10 protein-coding genes are annotated in these 15,787 nt (G+C 63.3%); 2 read left to right on the plus strand and 8 right to left on the minus strand.

What is annotated here, in order from left to right:
• Window positions 1-149: 149 nt before the first annotated feature.
• The 8 genes from ACIQUF_RS05370 to ACIQUF_RS05405 all read right to left on the minus strand — a co-directional run bounded on the left by ACIQUF_RS05370 (window position 150) and on the right by ACIQUF_RS05405 (window position 13,991).
• Entirely contained in the window at window positions 150-1,637 is a 1,488-nt protein-coding gene (locus ACIQUF_RS05370) for an efflux transporter outer membrane subunit (protein WP_403129216.1), read from the minus strand.
• Window positions 1,634-4,741, minus strand: a complete 3,108-nt coding sequence (locus ACIQUF_RS05375; RefSeq protein WP_403129218.1) for an efflux RND transporter permease subunit — start codon at window positions 4,739-4,741, stop codon at window positions 1,634-1,636. Before ACIQUF_RS05375 ends, ACIQUF_RS05370 begins: the two co-directional genes overlap by 4 nt.
• Window positions 4,738-7,836 (minus strand): MdtB/MuxB family multidrug efflux RND transporter permease subunit, encoded by a 3,099-nt coding sequence (locus ACIQUF_RS05380; protein ID WP_403129220.1) that lies wholly within the window; start codon window positions 7,834-7,836, stop codon window positions 4,738-4,740. Before ACIQUF_RS05380 ends, ACIQUF_RS05375 begins: the two co-directional genes overlap by 4 nt.
• Complete coding sequence (locus ACIQUF_RS05385) at window positions 7,833-9,134, minus strand: MdtA/MuxA family multidrug efflux RND transporter periplasmic adaptor subunit (RefSeq protein ID WP_403129222.1); 1,302 nt, start codon at window positions 9,132-9,134, stop codon at window positions 7,833-7,835. Before ACIQUF_RS05385 ends, ACIQUF_RS05380 begins: the two co-directional genes overlap by 4 nt.
• A 228-nt stretch (window positions 9,135-9,362) precedes the next feature.
• The gene (gene tpx / locus ACIQUF_RS05390) at window positions 9,363-9,863 is read right to left on the minus strand and encodes a thiol peroxidase (RefSeq protein WP_403129224.1); all 501 of its coding nucleotides are present in this window, start codon (window positions 9,861-9,863) and stop codon (window positions 9,363-9,365) included.
• 167 nt (window positions 9,864-10,030) lie between these two features.
• Window positions 10,031-11,311 (minus strand): serine/threonine transporter, encoded by a 1,281-nt coding sequence (locus ACIQUF_RS05395; RefSeq protein ID WP_403129227.1) that lies wholly within the window; start codon window positions 11,309-11,311, stop codon window positions 10,031-10,033.
• 340 nt (window positions 11,312-11,651) lie between these two features.
• Complete coding sequence (locus ACIQUF_RS05400) at window positions 11,652-12,848, minus strand: aromatic amino acid transaminase (RefSeq protein ID WP_403129230.1); 1,197 nt, start codon at window positions 12,846-12,848, stop codon at window positions 11,652-11,654.
• 117 nt (window positions 12,849-12,965) lie between these two features.
• The gene (locus ACIQUF_RS05405; protein WP_403129232.1) at window positions 12,966-13,991 is read right to left on the minus strand and encodes an Ldh family oxidoreductase; all 1,026 of its coding nucleotides are present in this window, start codon (window positions 13,989-13,991) and stop codon (window positions 12,966-12,968) included.
• Between the two features lie 143 nt (window positions 13,992-14,134).
• On the opposite strand from ACIQUF_RS05405, the gene ACIQUF_RS05410 reads away from it, so the two are divergent.
• Entirely contained in the window at window positions 14,135-14,998 is an 864-nt protein-coding gene (locus ACIQUF_RS05410) for a MurR/RpiR family transcriptional regulator (protein WP_403129234.1), read from the plus strand.
• Window positions 14,999-15,019: 21 nt separating this feature from the next.
• Complete coding sequence (locus ACIQUF_RS05415; protein WP_403129236.1) at window positions 15,020-15,772, plus strand: transporter substrate-binding domain-containing protein; 753 nt, start codon at window positions 15,020-15,022, stop codon at window positions 15,770-15,772.
• Window positions 15,773-15,787 lie beyond the last annotated feature (15 nt).

Below are 15,787 nucleotides of genomic sequence, written 5' to 3' on the forward strand. Positions count from 1 at the left end.
GAAAAAGCTGACGATTGTACTCAAGCGTTGCCGAAACGCACGGGGTTTTTTGCGAATGGGAATGGATCCAAAGCACTAAAAAACGCGACGAAAGCCCTGAAGCAGAGCCTTTGCCGCATCATTTGACATCAAATAGCCACTTGTCGGCTTCACTCCTGCTGAGCGAACGCCCGCTCGGCTTCCCATCCACCACCCAGTGCAGCGATCAGCTGCACGCTAGCGACCAGCCGACCCTGCAACAGGTTCAACACGCTACGCTCGTTGCTCAGCGCAGTGGTCTGCACGTTGACCACGTCCAGGTAGCCGATCAGCCCGGCACGGTACTGGTTCTCGGTCAGGCGTAGAGATTCGCGCGCGGCGTCCAGCGCCTCCTGGCGCACCACCGCTTCGTCGGCATACACCTTGAGCTGCACCAGGTAGTTCTCGACTTCCTTGAACCCATCGAGCACGGTCTGGCGATACTGCGCCACGGTCTGGTCATAGACCGCGACGGTACGGTCCACTTCGGCGCTGCGCTTACCCGCATCGAACAGGGTCAATGCCAGTTGCGGGCCCACCGACCAATAGCGGTTGGGCAGCTGAATCCAGTCGTTGAAGGTGCTGCTGGAATAACCGCCGCTCATGCTTAGGCTTAAATCGGGGAAGTAAGCCGCACGGGCAACTCCAATGTTGGCGTTGGCCGCCATCACGTTGCGCTCGGCCGAGGCGATGTCCGGGCGGCGTTCGAGCAACTGCGACGGCAGGCTGACCGGGATTTGCGGCAAGCCCGGAATGGTCTTGCTATCGGCCAGGGCGAAATCTGCAGGGGCCTTGCCCAGCAACACGGCGATGGCGTTCTCGAACTGGGCACGCTGCCAGATCAGGTCGATCAGGTCGGCCTGGGTACTCTTGAGCTGGGTGCGCGCCTGGGCCACCGCGTCGGGGCCGGAGACACCCGCGCGGTACTGGTTTTCGGTCATGCGCAACGATCGCTCATAGGCAGCGACGGTCGCCTCCAGCAGGCGTTTCTGCTCGTCGATCACCCTCAGCTGAAGGTAATTTTGCACCAGCTCCGACTGCTGGCTCAGGCGGATCGCGGCGAGGTCGGCGAAGCTCGCTTCGGCACTGGCCTCGTTCGCGTTCATGGTCTCACGCAACTTGCCCCACAGGTCGATTTCCCAACTCACGCCAAGCTGCGCGTTGTAGGTATTGCGGATGCCACTGCTGTTGTTGGACAGGCTCGAACTGGAGCTGCCGGTACCTTGCGCCGAGCGGTTCTTGCTGGTGGTCAGGTCGAGGCTTGGGAACAGCGAGGCACGGCTGCTGCGCACCAGCGCCTGGGCCTGGCGGTACTGAGCGGCTGATTGGGCAACGGTCTGGTTGCTGCGGTTGAGTTCTTCGACCAGCGCATTGAGCCCGGCATCGCCGTAGACCTCCCACCAGGCGCCGCGGGCGATGGCATCGGACGGGTTGGCCTGGGTCCAGCCTTCGGCCTGTTTGAACTGGGCGGGCGTGCTCAGCTCGGGGCGGTGGTAGTCCGGGCTCAGGGTACAGGCGCTGAGCAGCGCCACGCACAACCCGGCGCCGATCAAACGCGAGCCGCGCCCGCGGGTCAGCAGCTGCAGGGCGTGGTGGAGTGGAGTCTGGGCGAAGTTCATAGCGGAGTTTCCAGAGCGGCATCGGTACGCACGCCGCGCCAATGGTTGAATCGGTGACGCAGGCGGTCGAGGTACAGGTACACCACCGGCGTCGTATAAAGGGTCAGCACCTGGCTGACGACCAGGCCGCCAATGATGGTCAGGCCCAGCGGCTGGCGCATTTCCGCGCCTTCCGCACGGCTGAGCAGCAGCGGCAAGGCGCCGAGAATGGCCGCCAGCGTGGTCATCAGGATTGGCCGCAGGCGCAGCAGGCAGGCGCGGCGAATGGACTCTTCCGGGGTCATGCCCTGGTGGCGCTCCAGTTGCAGCGCCAGGTCGATCATCAGGATGGCGTTCTTCTTCACCACGCCGATCAACAGGAACAGCCCCAGCAGCGAGATCAAGCTGAATTCGCCACCGGTTACGTACAGCGCGAGCAAGGCACCGACCCCCGCTGAAGGCAAGGTCGAGAGAATCGTCAGCGGGTGGATGTAGCTCTCGTACAGAATGCCCAGCACCAGGTACACCAGCACCAGTGCACCGAGGATCATGAACGGCTGGCCTTCCTGGGTCTTGGCGAAAGCGTCGGCGGTGCCGCCAAGCTTGGCGATCACTTCTTCGGGCAGGCCGAGTTTGGCCACTGCTCGCTCCACGGCCGCCATGGCCTGGTCCGGGCTATAGCCTTCGGCGACGTCGAAGGCGATGTCCTCGGCGGCAAACTGGCCCTCGTGGCTGACCCGGTCGTTGGCCAGGCTGTTCTCGTAGCGGGCGATGGTCGACAGCGGCACGCGGGCGCCTTCGCTGGTGATCACCTGCACCTGCTCCAGCGTGCTCGGGTCCCAGGCGTATTTGGGGTTGATCTCCAGCACCACCTGGTACTGGTTGAGGCTGTCGTAGATCGTCGAGATCTGCCGCTGGCTATAGGCATTGTTCAGCACCGTGGTAACCATGCTCATGTCGATGCCCAGGCGCTTGGCCTGATCGCGGTCGACCACCAGCGTCACCTGCTGGGTGCCGGAGCCGTCGCGGGCGTCGATGGCGGTCAATTCAGGCAATGCGCGCAACGCCGCGACCACCTTCGGGAACCACTCGCGCAGGGCCGCCAGGTCGCCGCTCTGCAGGGTATACAGGTACTGCGAGGAGGTCTGGTCGCGGCCACCGCCGCCCAGTTGCAAGTCCTGGTCGGCCATCAGGTACAGGCGCCCACCGGGCACTTTCGGCATTTCCTTGCGCAATCGCTCGATGACCTTCTGCGCATCGATCTTGCGCTCGCTGATCGGTTTCAGGCGCACCAGGACCATGGCGTTGTTGGTACCGCTGTTGCCGCCAATGAAACCGGCGACACTCTGCACCGCCGGGTCGGCGAGCAAGGCACGGCGGTAGATTTCCATCTTCGGTTGCATCACGCTGAACGACAGCCCGTCATCACCACGGATAAAGCCCATCAGCTGGCCGGTGTCCTGCTGCGGGATCAGCGTTTTCGGTACCACCACGTACAGGGCGATGTTGATGCCGATGGTCACCAGCAGGCTGATCAAGGTCAGCCGCTTGTGGCGCAACGCCCAGCCCAGGCTGCGGTCGTAGCCCTCGACCATGCGTGTGTGCAGCTTGTCGCTCCAGCGCTGCAGGCGCGTCTGCTCGGCGCGGTGCGGCTTCAGCCAACGGGCGCAGAGCATCGGCGTGAGGGTCAGCGACACCACCAGCGAGACGATGATCGCCGCCGCCAGGGTGATCGAGAACTCCTGGAACAGGTTGCGCACGATGCCGCCCATGAACAGGATCGAGACGAATACCGCCACCAGCGAAACGTTCATCGACAGCAAGGTGAAACCGACTTCCTTGGTCCCGAGGAACGCCGCGCGCATCGGCGGCTGGCCATCCTCGATGTGCCGCGAGATGTTCTCCAGCACGACGATGGCATCGTCCACCACCAGCCCAGTGGCGAGAATCAGCGCCATCAGCGACAGGTTGTTCAGCGAGAAACCACACAGGTACATCACCGCGAACGTGCCCACCAGTGACACCGGCACCGCCAGGCTTGGGATCAGGGAGGCGCGGAAGCTGCCAAGGAACAGATAGACCACCAGGATCACCAGCACCACGGCCATCAACAGGGTGTGCTCGGCCTCCGCGAGGGTGGCCTTGATCACCGGCGAGCGGTCCATGGCCACGTTCAGTTGCACGCTGGCCGGCAGCAGCGACTGCAGGGCCGGCAGCTGTGCGTGGATCTGGTCGACGGTTTCGATGATGTTGGCGCCAGTCTGGCGATTGACCACCAGCAGCACCGCGCTCTGGTCGTTGAAGAAGCCGCTGTTGTAGCGGTTCTCGACGCCGTCGGTGATGGTTGCCACGTCGGAGAGGCGCAGTATCGTGCCGTTCTGCTGGCGGATCACGATTGGTTCGTAGTCCTTGGCTTTTTCCAGCTGATCGTTGGCGCGCACCTGCCAATTGCGCTCGCCGTCTTCGACAAAGCCCATGGGCCGGCGCTGGTTGGCATTGGCCACAGCGGTACGCACATCATCCAATGCCAGGCTGTACTGGTTGAGCAGTTGCGGCTCGACCGCGATGCGCACCGCCGGCAGCGAGCTGCCGCCGATCTGCACTTCCCCTACCCCGCTCACCTGAGCCAGGCTCTGCGACAGGATGGTGTCGGCCAGGTCATACAACTGGCCTTTCTGCAGCACGTCCGAGGTCAGCGACAGCACCATGATCGGTGCCTGCGCCGGGTTGATCTTCTTGTAGGTAGGCATGCTGCGCATGCCGCTGGGCAGCAGGTTGCGCGTGGCATTGATGGCCGCTTGCACTTCGCGCGCCGCACCGTCGATGTCGCGGCCTTGCTCGAAGCCGATGATGACCCGGGTCGAGCCCTGATTGGAGCTGCTGGTCAGGGTGGTGACGCCGGCAATGCTGCCGAGCTTGCGCTCCAGCGGCGTGGCCACCGTGGACGCCATCACCTCGGGGCTGGCACCAGACAGGTTGGCCTGCACCACGATTACCGGGAAGTCCATTTGCGGCAAGGGTGCCACTGGCAGCAGGTTGAAGCTGACGCCGCCGAGCAGCATGATCGCCAGGCTCAGCAGCATGGTCGCCACGGGCCGGCGAATGAAGGGACCGGACAGGTTCATGCCTCGGCCTGCTTCACGTCAGTGGCCGGGCGCCAGCGGCGTGCCAGGCGGTCGAAGTACAGGTAGATGACCGGGGTGGTGAACAGAGTCAGGACCTGGCTCACCAACAGGCCGCCCACCATCACCAGGCCCAGCGGCTGACGCAGCTCGGCACCGGAGCCGGTGGCCAGCATCAGCGGTACGGCGCCGAACAAGGCCGCCAGGGTGGTCATCAGGATCGGCCGGAAGCGCAACAATGCTGCCTGGTAGATCGCGTCCCGTGGGCTCATGCCCTGGTGACGTTCGGCTTCCAGGGCGAAGTCGATCATCATGATCGCGTTCTTCTTGACGATACCGATCAACAGGATGATGCCGATGATGGCGATCATGCCCAGGTCGTTGCCGCTGATGATCAACGCCAGCAAGGCGCCGACCGCCGCCGATGGCAGTGTCGAGAGGATGGTCACCGGGTGGATGTAGCTCTCGTACAGCACGCCCAGCACGATGTACATGGTCACCACCGCGGCGAGGATCAGCAGCAAGGTGCTTGACAGCGATGCCTGGAAGGCCTCGGCGGCGCCCTGGAACTTGGTCTGCACGCCGATCGGCATGCCGATGTCCTGCTGCACCTGCTCGATCACCTTGACCGCCTCGCCCAAGGACGCACCGTGGGCCAGGTTGAACGACATCATCACCGCCGGGAACTGGCCGATGTGCGAGATCGCCAACTGCGCCTGGCGCTGTTCGATGCGCGCCAGGGCCGACAGGCGTACCTGGCCGCCATCACTGGCCTTGACGTGGATCGACTCCAGCGCCTGCGGGCCGATGCTCGCCGCATCGCGCGACTGCAGCACCACGCGGTACTGGCTGGCCTGGGTGTAGATGGTCGAGATCTGCCGCTGGCCGAAGGCGTCGTACAGGGCGTTGGTGATTTGCGAAACGTTGATGCCCAGGCGGCTGGCCATGTCGCGGTCGATCACCAGGTACACCTGCAGGCCCTTGTCCTGCAGGTCGCTGGCGACGTCCTGCAATTCCGGCCGCTGTTGCAGCGCGTTGACCAGCTTGCCGCTCCACTGCGCGAGCAGGTCGGCGTCCGGCGACGACAGGCTGAACTGGTATTGCGTGCGGCTGACCCGGTCCTCGATGCTGAGGTCCTGCACCGGCTGCATGAACAGGCGGATACCCACCAGTTTGTCGAGTTGCGGCTGCAGGCGGCTGATCACTTCACCGGCGGTCACGTCGCGCTCGCCGTGGGGCTTGAGGTTGATCAGCAGACGGCCACTGTTGAGCGTGGCATTGTCACCGTCCACGCCGATGTACGACGACAGACTCTGCACTGCCGGGTCTTGCAGGATTACCTTGCTCAGGGCCTGCTGGCGTTCGCTCATGGCCGCGAACGAGGTCGATTGCGGTGCTTCGGAAATACCCTGGATCACCCCGGTATCCTGCACCGGGAAGAAGCCCTTGGGCACTGCCATGTACAGCACCACGGTCAGCCCCAGACTGGCCACGGCCACCAGCAAGGTCAGCGGCTGGTGCCGCAATACCCACTGCAGGCCGCGGCCGTAGTGTTCGATCAGCCAGTCGATCCAGGCACCGCTGGCGCGGTAGAAGCGGCCCTGCTCCTCTTCTTTAGGCTCGCGCTTGAGCAGCCGCGCGCACATCATCGGCGTCAGGGTCAGGGACACTACCAGGGAAATCAGGATCGCCACCGCCAGGGTGATGGCGAACTCGCGGAACAGGCGCCCTACCACGTCGGCCATGAACAGCAGCGGGATCAGTACGGCGATCAGCGAGAAGGTCAGCGAGATCAGGGTGAAACCGATCTGCCGGGCGCCCTTGAGCGCCGCCTGCATCGGCGTTTCACCCTCTTCGATATGCCGCGAGATGTTCTCCAGCATGACGATGGCGTCATCGACCACAAAACCGGTGGCGATGGTCAGGGCCATCAGCGTCAGGTTGTTGATCGAGAAACCGGCCAGGTACATCACGCCGAAGGTGCCGATCAGCGACAGCGGCACGGCGATCGAGGGGATGATCGTGGCGCTGACACGGCGCAGGAAGACGAAGGTGACCATCACCACCAGCACGATGGCGATCAACAACTCGTGCTGCACGTCCTTGACTGCGGCGCGGATGGTCTGGGTACGGTCGGTGAGCACCGAGACATCGAGCCCGGCCGGCAGGTTGTCGGTGATCGACGGCAGCAACGCTTTGATGCTGTCGACCACTTCGATGACGTTGGCGCCCGGTTGCCGCTGGATGTTCAGCAACACTGCCTGGTTTTGATTGGCCCAGGCCGCAAGACGCTCGTTCTCGGCGCCGTCGACAATTTCGGCGACGTCCTTCAGGCGCAGCGGCGCACCGTTGTTGTACGTCAGGATCAGGTTGGCGTATTCCTCGGGAGAGCGCAGCTGGTCGTTGGCGTCGAGCATCGATACCCGGGTCGGGCCATCGAAGTTGCCCTTGGGCTGGTTGACGTTGGAGGCGCCGATCAGGGTGCGCACGTCATCCAGGTTGAGGCCATTGGCGGCCAGCGCATCGACATTGACCTTGATCCGCACGGCCTGGCGCTGGCCGCCGGCAATGCTGACCATGCCCACGCCGCCGATCTGCGCGAGTTTCTGCGCAACGCGGGTGTCGACCAGGTCGTTGAGCTTGGGCAACGGCATGGTCTTGCTGGAGATCGCCAGGGTCAGCACCGGCGTATCGGCCGGGTTGACCTTGTTGTATACCGGGGGCGCCGGCAGGTCGCTGGGCAGCAGGTTGCTGGCGGCGTTGATCGCGGCCTGTACCTGCTGCTCGGCGACGTCCATGTTCATGTCGAGGTTGAAGCGCAGGGTCAGCACCGAAGCACCGCCGGAGCTGGTCGAGGCCATCTGCGTCAGGCCTGGCATCTGGCCGAACTGGCGCTCAAGCGGCGCGGTCACGGCACTGGTCATCACCTGCGGGCTGGCGCCCGGGTACAGGGTCATGACGCGGATGGTCGGGTAATCGACCTGCGGCAAGGCCGACACCGGCAGCAGCTTGTAGGCGATCAGGCCGGCCAGGACGATGGCCAGCATGCTCAGCGTGGTGGCGACCGGGCGGAGGATGAACAGGCGCGACAGGTTCATGCGCCCGCCTTGCCTGCCGCTTCGCCGGGCTGTACTTCACCGGCTCGGGCCGAGCCTTTGGCGTCCTGGCCCTGCAAGTGCTGGCCGGGGGTGGTCGGCACTTGCGAGCTGTCGTCTACCACCTCGACCTTGGTGCCTTCACGCAAGCGGTCGGTGCCTTCGAGCACCAGGCGGTCACCGGCTTTCAGGCCTTCGAGGATCACGCTGTTCTCACCATCACTGGCGCCCACCTTGAGTTTGCGCACATTGACCGTGTTCTCGGCATTCACCACGTAGGCGAAGGTGCCGTCGTTACCGAACTGGATGGCCGCCGCCGGGGCCATGACCACCTGTTTGAGGGTGTCGGCCAGCAGGCGCACGTTGACGAACTGGTTGGGGAACAGCGCCAGGTCCTTGTTCTCGAAGCGGCCCTTGAACTTCAGGGTGCCGGTGGTGGTGTCGATCTGGTTGTCGATGCTGCCCAGCACGCCGCTGGACTGCAGTTTGCTGTCACTGCGATCCCAAGCCTCGACTGGGAGGCTGGCGCCGCTGCGGTAACGTTCGAGCACGGTGCTCAGTTCGGTTTCCGGCAAGGTGAAGGCGACACTGATCGGCTCGGTCTGGGTGATGACCACCAGCGCGGTGGTGTCGTTGGCGGCCACCAGGTTGCCCAGGTCGAGCTGGCGCAGGCCGACGCGACCGTTGATGGGCGCGCGGATCTGGGTGAAGTCGAGGTTCAGACGGGCATCGTTGACCTGGGCCTGGTTGGTTTTTACCAGCCCCTGGAACTGCGCCACCTGGGCTTCGGCAGTATCGAGCGTCTGCTTGGCGATGCTGTCTTCGGCATACAGGCCTCTGTAGCGCGCCACGTCGACCTGTGCATTTTTCAGCTGCGCCTGATTCTGCGCCAAGGTGCCTTCGGCCTGCTGCAGGGCGATGCGATAGGAGCGCGGATCGATCTCAGCGAGCAAGTCACCGGCCTTGACCTGCTGGCCTTCCTTGAAGTGGATCTTCACCAGTTCGCCGGCCACCCGGCTGCGTACATTGACCGTGTTGGTCGCGGTGACCGTGCCCAGGGCCTTGTAGTAGAGCGGGAAGTCGCCCACCTTGACCGGTTCGACGCGCACAGGTACCGCTTCGGTTGAATTGCCGAAACCTGGACGCCCCATGCCCATGCCTTTGCCCGCACGCCCCCCGCCAGCCTCTTTATGGGCAGGCGTTGCGGCGGGCCACAGCCACCAGGCCAGCAGGGCCACCAGCAGCAGGATCAACAGGCCGACGAGCCAGCGACGGGGGGATCGGGAGACAGAAGCTTGCATGGGTTGAACGAACCTTGTTCGGAATGACGGCTTGGGAAGGGTGAACGATAAGCACTGGCATCGTTTTAGCAAAGGGCCTTTACCAGAGGTTTACCATTGCCTGACGTTGCCAAAAGGTTGAACTTTAAATGAAAACGGCCCGGAAAGCGTTCCGGGCCGTTACAGGGTGTTGCTTGGAGAGGGTGATGGTCGGGTAGTTCCGCTGACTGATCCGGCCCCACGCAATCCTTACTTCAGAACAGCCAGTGCCGCCTCATAGTTCGGCTCGTCGGCGATTTCGCCAACCAGCTCGCTGTGCAGCACCTTGTCGTTTTCGTCCAGCACCACCACGGCGCGGGCAGCCAGGCCGGTCAGCGGGCCATCGGCAATGGCAACGCCGTAGTTCTCGAGGAACTCGCCGCCACGCAGGGTCGACAGGTTCTGCACGTTTTCCAGGCCTTCAGCACCGCAGAAGCGTGCCTGGGCGAATGGCAGGTCGGCAGAAATACACAGCACCACGGTGTTGGCCACGTCGTTGGCCTGGGCGTTGAACTTGCGCACGGAAGTGGCGCAGGTCGGGGTGTCGACGCTCGGGAAGATGTTCAGCACTTTGCGCTTGCCGGCAAAGTCCTTCAGCGAGGTATCAGCCAGGTTGCCAGCGACCAGAGAGAAGGCAGGCGCCTGGGCACCGGCTTTCGGCAGTTCGCCTTTGACCTGAACCGGGTTGCCTTTGAGAGTCACTTGAGCCATGGACGAAATCCTTATGCGAGGTTTGAAAAGGACACTGAGTTAATCATGAAGGCGCCCGAGTGCCTATGGGGTAGGTGAAATTGTTCTTTTGCCAGACAATTCCTGTGGACAAAAAAATGTCCGGGTGGCGACAAGCAACCCGGACATTTCCTACAGCAACTAGCAAATCAGCTCAGCAGGCCGTACACCACAGAGGTCAGCGCGACCAGGCCGACCACCACCACGAACACGTTGGACAGCGCACCGCTGTACTTGCGCATCGACGGTACTCGGCGGATGGCGTACATCGGCATCAGGAACAGCAGCACGGCGATGATCGGGCCGCCGAGCGATTCGATCATGCCGAGGATGCTCGGGTTGAGGGTGGCGACGATCCAGCACACCACCAGCATCAGCGCGGCGACCACGCGGTCCAGCGCCTTGGCGCCCGGGCGTGCGCCGGTCTTGGCGATGATGCCCTTGAGGCCTTCGCTGGCACCGATGTAGTGGCCCAGGAACGACTTGGCGATGGCGATGAAGGCAATCAACGGTGCGGCGAAGGCAATGGTCGGATTGCTGAAGTGGTTGGCCAGGTACGACAGGATCGACAGGTTCTGCGCCTTGGCTTCTGCCAGTTGCGCGCTGTCGAGGGTCAGCACGCAGCTGAATACGAAGAACAGCACCATGGCCACCATCAGCAGGTGGGCGCGGGCCAGGATCTGGCCGCTGCGCTCGTCGGCGTGCTCGCCGTAACGGCGCTTCTGGTCAACGGCAAAGGCCGAGATGATCGGCGAATGGTTGAACGAGAAGACCATGACCGGGATCGCCAGCCACACCGTGTGCAGGAATGCCGAGCCTGTTGGCAACTGGGTAGCGCTGTCGAGAATACCACCGGTCCAGTGCGGCACCAGGTACAGGCCCAGCAGCGCCAGGGCGACGATGAACGGGTAGACCAGCAGGCTCATGACCTTGACCGTGGCCTGCTCGCCGCACCGGACGATGGCCAGCAGGCCGAGGATCAGCACGAACGACAGCAGCGCCCGTGGCGGCGGCTCCATGTGCAGCTGGTGCTCCATGAAGCTGGTGACTGTGTTGGTCAACGCCACGCTATAGATAAGCAGGATCGGGAAGATGGCGAAAAAGTACAGGACGGTGATGAGGGCACCGGCCTTGATACCGAAATGCTCTTCGACCACTTCGGTGATGTCGCCACCACTGCGCCCGGACAATACGAAGCGGGTCAGGCCACGGTGGGCGTAGTAGGTCATCGGGAACGCCAGTGCTGCAAGAATCAGCAGTGGCCAGAAACCGCCGAGGCCGGCGTTGATTGGCAGGAACAAGGTGCCTGCGCCGATGGCGGTGCCGAACAGGCCCAGCATCCAGGTGGTGTCTTGACGCGCCCAACTGCCCAGGGCTGCCGTGGTCGATTGTTCATATTGTTGTTCAACGCTTGGGGCCTGCTCATTCATTCCGGGTGTAGCTCCACTCGCAAGACTGCAACAGGGCTGGGAATGGCGAAACAGACGCTTCACGCACCCCAACCAGTAAAGAGGGGCGCGATTGTGCACTGAAAGAGGGCGGTTGCGAAGCCCCGTCCGAGGGACGGTTGCACTTGTCATGACAATTGGGTGTAACCCAGGCGCCGCTTCGCTCCCCATTCGCGGGTCAAGCCCGCTCCCACAGGTGCAACTCAGAACATGTGGGAGCGGCTTTAGCCGCGAAGCAAGCGACGCGGTGTATGGCACCGGCTCCGCCGGTGATCGCGGCTGAAGCCGCTCCTACCAGGCGCGAAGCGGCCCCTGTATCACATCACTTCTGAACGGCGGCGAACGCTTCGGCAACCTGTTGCAGATTGGCCGGACGCAGGCCGGACATGCACACGCGGCCGCTGTCGATCAGGTACACGCCGAACTCGTCACGCAGGCGGCGCACCTGCTCGACGCTGAAACCGGTGTAGCTGAACATGCCGCGCTGGCGCAGGAAGAACTGGAAGTCCTGGCCCGGCAGCAGCACGGCCAGCGCGTCGACCAACGCCTGACGCATGTCGAGGATACGCTTGCGCATCACTTCCACTTCGGCCGCCCACTGGGCATTCAGCGCAGCATCGCTGAGCACACCGGCCACCAGCTGGGCGCCGAAGTTGGGCGGGCTGGAGTAGTTGCGGCGCACGGTGGCCTTGAGCTGGCCGAGCACGCTCTGGGTGGTGGCTTCGTCGTCGCAGACCACCGACAGGCCCCCTACCCGCTCGCCGTACAGCGAGAAGATCTTCGAGAACGAGTTGCTGACCAGGCACGGCACGCCAGCACGGGCCATTTCGCGGATGGCGTAGGCGTCTTCCACCAGACCTTCGGCGAAGCCTTGGTAGGCGATGTCGAGGAACGGGATCAGCTGGCGCGCCTTGACCACTTCCACTACTTGCTGCCACTGGTTCTGGGTAAGGTCGGCACCGGTGGGGTTGTGGCAGCACGGGTGCAGCAGCACCACGCTGTTTGCCGGCAGGGTCTGCAGGGTTGCCAGCATGCCGTCGAAGTCGACGCCACGGGTGGCCTGGTCGAAGTACGGATAGGTATGAACCTTGAAACCGGCACCTTCGAAAATGGCGCGGTGGTTGTCCCAGGTCGGGTTGCTGACCCAGACTTCGGACTGCGGGAAGTAGCGCTTGAGGAAGTCGGCACCGACCTTGAGCGCGCCGGAGCCGCCAACGGTCTGCACGGTGGCCACGCGTTTGCCGGTCACGGCCGGGTGGTCGGCACCGAATAGCAGCGCCTGAATGGCCTGGCGGTAGCTGGCCAAGCCTTCCATAGGCAGGTACAGCGAGGCTTCGTGGTCGACCCCGGCGATGCGTTTTTCTACCGCATCCACGGCGGCCAGTTGCGGCACCACGCCGGCCTCATCGTAATACAGGCCGATACTCAGGTTGACCTTGTCGGCGCGCGGGTCGGCCTTGAAGGTTTCCATCAGCGAGAGGATCGGGTCGCCGGCATAGGCATCGACATGTTTGAACACAGCGTGCAGCTCCTTGGATCAGGACAGTTCGGAATGGCTGCCCTGAGGATACCCGGAGTCGGCGGCAAGGAACATCACCTGATGTGCAGGTTGTCTATGCAAGATTGCACAGCGCTGTCAGCCAAGCAGTTCCTTCAGACCTTGCAGCTCCTGTGCGGTCAACGCCACCCCCTCCCGTTGGGCAATTTCCCGCTCCCGATAGCGGCGCTCGCCGGGCATGCGCGTCAAGCCCACAGCCTGCATCTGCTCGACCAGATCAGCGCTGCGCTGGGCAAAACGATCGCCTTCGGCCTTGCTCGGGTCGATGACGATGATCAGCTGCCCGGTCCAGGGTGTTTTGGCGCCTGGGTGGCTCGACCAGTCGAACTCCCAGGAGAAATGCCCGCCGGTCAGCGCCGCCGCCAGCAGTTCAACCATCATCGACAGCGCCGAGCCCTTGTGCCCGCCAAACGGCAGCAAGGCGCCGCCTTCGAGAATGGCTTTTGGGTGGGTGGTCGGTTGGCCATCGGCGTCCACGCCCATGCCCTCAGGCAGCTGCTGGCCGGCGCGCGCGGCAATCTGCACGTCACCGTGGGCCATGGCGCTGGTGGCCATATCGAAGACGATCGGGTCATGCCCCGCACATGGCGCGGCAAAGGCGATCGGGTTGGTGCCGAACAACGGCTTGCGGGCACCATGCGGCACCACACACGTCATGCTGTTGACCACGCTCAAGGCCAACAGGCCTTCATCGGCGAACGGCTCGACATCCGGCCAAAGCGCGGCGAAGTGGTGCGAGTTGTGGATTGCCAGCACCGCGATACCAGCGCTGCGGGCCTTTTCCACCAGTAAAGCCCGCGCGGCCGCCAAAGCCGGTTGGGCAAAGCCGCCACCCGCGTCGACGCTGACATATCCCGTCGCCACATCGGTCACGTGCGGTGTCGCTTGCCCGTTCACCCAGCCACTGGCCAAGGTCGACACATACCCGGGAATCCGAAACACCCCATGACTGTGGGCACCATCGCGCTGGGCACTGGCGCAGTTGTGGGCGAGCACCCCGGCCACCGCTTCGCTGCAGCCATGACGCTGGAAGATCGCTTGCAACAGGCTCTGCAATTCGGCAAAGGCCATGCGCACGGTGGGATGGGTGGAAGGTGCAGACATCTGAAGCTCCTTTCTTGGAATTGGATTGGCAACAGCGTTGGCAGCGACAAAAACTTTCCTGCATGTGACAGCTATCTGTCAAATATTGACGCGATGACAGAAAACATCCATTTTCTATTTCACGCCTCGCCTGGAGCAGCAACATGAGCCAACCGATCAAGCAACGCCTGGAAAACAGCCTGCAAGGGGCCACGGCTTCGGGCCACAAGATCGCCAGCTACATGCTCGCCAACCTCCACGAACTGCCGTTCCAGACCTCGGCCAGCATTGCCGACAAGCTGGGTGTCAGCGAATCCAGTGTCGGGCGTTTTTGCCGCTCCCTCGGTTATGCCCATCTCAAGGCGCTCAAGCAAGACCTTCAGAGCGACCTGGGGGATGGGCCGTGGCTGGTTGGGGATCGTTTGCAAGATTACCGCCAGCAGCACGACGAAAGCAGCCGTGCGGGCAGCCTGGAACTGGAAATTGCCGCCTTGGTGCGGGTGCATGAATACAGCCGCAGTGACGCCTGGCATCAGGCCGCCCAGCGCATCGCCGACAGGCCAAGGGTGTTCATTGCCGGTTTCCAGACCGAGCGCGGTATCGCCCAGTGCATGGCTCACCTGCTGCATTACCTGCGCGATGGCGTGCAGGTGGTCGATGGCAGCGCCGGGCACTTCGGCGAAGTGCTGCTCGGGCGCCCGGAAAACAGCTCCCTGGTGGTGTTCGAGGCGCGCCGCTACTCCCGCCATGCCTTGCTGCTGTGCCAGAAGGCGCGCGAGGCCAACATTCCGGTCACGCTGGTGACCGATACCTTCTGCGATTGGGCCGATGCCAATGCCGACGAGGTGTTCCGCATCCCCACCGAGTTCAATCTGTTCTGGGAATCCACCTCGGCGATGCTGTCGTGGGTGCACCTGATGGTCAACGAGGTCTGCAAGAAACTCGGGCCTGATGTTGAAAAACGCTTGGAAGCGACTGCTGCTCTACATAACGCCTTCGTCGGCTACACGACGGGCAAACAACAATAGCAAGAGTGCAAGAGGTGCGAGATGAACAAGACCATGAGGATGGTAGGTGCGTGTGCCCTGCTGCTGGCGGGGGCCGCCAGCGCCGAAACCCTGCGCTTCGCCACCGAGGGCGCGTACCCGCCCTTCAACTATGTGGATGCCGATAACCAGCTGCATGGTTTCGACATCGACATCACCCACGCCCTGTGCGCACAGATGAAAGTCGAGTGCACCCTGGTGGCCCAGGACTGGGAAGGGATCATTCCCGCCTTGATGGCGCGCAAGTACGACGCCGTGGTGGCCTCGATGATCGACACCGAAGAACGGCGCAAGAAGATTGCCTTCACCGACCACTACTACCGTACCCCGCTGACCGTAGCAGTGGCCAAGGACAGCAAGATCAGCGACGCCCAGAGCAACTTCGACGGCTACACCGTGGGCGCCCAGTCGTCCTCGACCCAGGCCATTTATGCCGAGGATGTGTATGCCAAGGCCGGTGCCGATGTGAAGCTGTACCCGACCATGGACGAAGCCAACGCGGACCTCGCCGCCGGGCGCCTGGACGGAGTGATCGCCGACAAGTTCCCGCTGCACGAATGGATGAACAAGAACGGCCAGGACTGCTGCAAGGTGCTCGGCGACGTGGCCGGGACCAAGGCCGACGCCGCCATTGCCGTGCGCAAGCACGATGAAGCGTTGCGCCAGCGCCTGAATACCGCGCTGACAGAGATCGTCGCCAACGGCACCTATCAGAAGATCGCCGGCAAGTATTTCGACTTCGATATCTACAACTGACGGCGGCGTACAAGA

The sequence above is a fragment of the Pseudomonas sp. NPDC090233 genome (assembly GCF_044772285.1).
GTDB lineage: Bacteria > Pseudomonadota > Gammaproteobacteria > Pseudomonadales > Pseudomonadaceae > Aquipseudomonas.

Coding starts and splice junctions, on each gene's coding strand:
- ACIQUF_RS05370 (WP_403129216.1), bottom strand. CDS start 1,637: ATGAACTTCGCCCAGACTCCACTCCACCACGCCCTGCAGCTGCTGACC.
- ACIQUF_RS05375 (WP_403129218.1), bottom strand. CDS start 4,741: ATGAACCTGTCCGGTCCCTTCATTCGCCGGCCCGTGGCGACCATGCTG.
- ACIQUF_RS05380 (WP_403129220.1), bottom strand. CDS start 7,836: ATGAACCTGTCGCGCCTGTTCATCCTCCGCCCGGTCGCCACCACGCTG.
- ACIQUF_RS05385 (WP_403129222.1), bottom strand. CDS start 9,134: ATGCAAGCTTCTGTCTCCCGATCCCCCCGTCGCTGGCTCGTCGGCCTG.
- tpx (WP_403129224.1), bottom strand. CDS start 9,863: ATGGCTCAAGTGACTCTCAAAGGCAACCCGGTTCAGGTCAAAGGCGAA.
- ACIQUF_RS05395 (WP_403129227.1), bottom strand. CDS start 11,311: ATGAATGAGCAGGCCCCAAGCGTTGAACAACAATATGAACAATCGACC.
- ACIQUF_RS05405 (WP_403129232.1), bottom strand. CDS start 13,991: ATGTCTGCACCTTCCACCCATCCCACCGTGCGCATGGCCTTTGCCGAA.
- ACIQUF_RS05410 (WP_403129234.1), top strand. CDS start 14,135: ATGAGCCAACCGATCAAGCAACGCCTGGAAAACAGCCTGCAAGGGGCC.
- ACIQUF_RS05415 (WP_403129236.1), top strand. CDS start 15,020: ATGAACAAGACCATGAGGATGGTAGGTGCGTGTGCCCTGCTGCTGGCG.